Source organism: Flavobacterium azizsancarii, assembly GCF_027980145.1.
In the GTDB taxonomy this organism is placed as follows: domain Bacteria; phylum Bacteroidota; class Bacteroidia; order Flavobacteriales; family Flavobacteriaceae; genus Flavobacterium; species Flavobacterium azizsancarii.
The window spans coordinates 1-720 of sequence record NZ_JAMZNK010000112.1 but is presented as its reverse complement, the minus strand read 5'-3'; the positions used below and the strand labels follow the sequence as shown (position 1 = coordinate 720).

Genomic DNA, 720 nt, shown 5'->3' with positions numbered 1-720 from the left:
ATTTATAAGCATCCCACAAATGCTGACCCTGCAAAAAAATATGTACTTGAAGTAAATGACCTTGTACTTGGCTTTGTAGATCAATCTTGGATAAATGGTTATTACATCGGCGGTGAGATAAATAATATTGAAAGCTTCTCGGTTAACACCGCGAATTAAATTAAATACTACATGAAAAAAAAGAAGATTATAAAAGCTCTATCTAAAAGAATTGAGCAATTAGAAAAAATTGTTAAGCCTGACGGACTAACATTGATTGCCCCATCAGATAAAAACAAAAGTGTTTTTATTGGTATCAAAGATGGAAAATTCACGCACGATGTAATTACTAAAACACCAACTACATCGCAATCAATCAACATTAATAATCAACCTATTTAAGCTATGAAACGAATACTTTTATTTTTATTATTTACATTGTCTTTGCCAGCATTTTCGCAAGTTCGTATTCCTACGGAATACTCTATTCAAAATCCTTTACAGCTGCAAACCGTTAATCCAGGATCAAAGGCAGATTCTGTTCTGGTACGAGGTTCTGATAAAATTGTAAAATTTGTTCCTCGTAGTGAGTTTGGCGGAGAACCAAAAGTACCCTCGCTATTAGATGTCACGAAGGCAGGTGCGAATACTAATATACCTGTGACTTTCTATAGTCAAAATTTTAATGGGTTCACTTACGTAAGTGGTGATGATGTCTCTTTTGTGGACAATAACACACTT

The 720-nt window shown here is 34.0% G+C and carries 2 protein-coding genes; both read left to right on the top strand.

Annotated features, from left to right (window positions below):
• The first annotated feature begins 171 nt into the window (after positions 1-171).
• Positions 172-381, top strand: a complete 210-nt coding sequence (locus tag NJT12_RS24835; RefSeq protein ID WP_271338794.1) for a hypothetical protein — start codon at positions 172-174, stop codon at positions 379-381.
• A 3-nt stretch (positions 382-384) separates the two neighbouring features.
• The coding region (locus tag NJT12_RS24830) for a hypothetical protein (RefSeq protein ID WP_271338793.1) at positions 385-720 on the top strand (336 nt) is incomplete at its 3' end.